Raw genomic sequence first — 232 nt, 5'->3', positions numbered from 1 at the left:
TCTTGCCATCCAGGTCGGCGCGTTCGATCGAGCCGTCATGGAGGCCGATCGAACCCATGTTGGTCCAGTAGATATGACCGGCATCCACGTCCACGACGATGCCGTCGGGGAGGCGGCAATCCGTGACGATCGTCTTGAGGTCGGATCCGTCGGGATTGATCGAGTGAATGCGGCCACCGCTCAATTCGAGGAAAAACAATCGGCCGGAGCGGGTCGCGTCCGCGGAAACATT

1 pseudogene is annotated in these 232 nt (G+C 60.3%); it reads right to left on the bottom strand.

Features of this window, described 5'->3' with window-relative positions:
• A pseudogene (locus P0D73_RS46955) lies at positions 1-232 on the bottom strand (3-hydroxyacyl-CoA dehydrogenase); the annotation flags it as partial.

It is taken from the genome of Paraburkholderia sp. RL18-101-BIB-B (assembly GCF_046026985.1).
Taxonomy (GTDB): domain Bacteria; phylum Pseudomonadota; class Gammaproteobacteria; order Burkholderiales; family Burkholderiaceae; genus Paraburkholderia.
The sequence above is the reverse complement of the archived record's forward strand: the minus strand, read 5'-3'. Positions and strand labels throughout refer to the sequence as shown.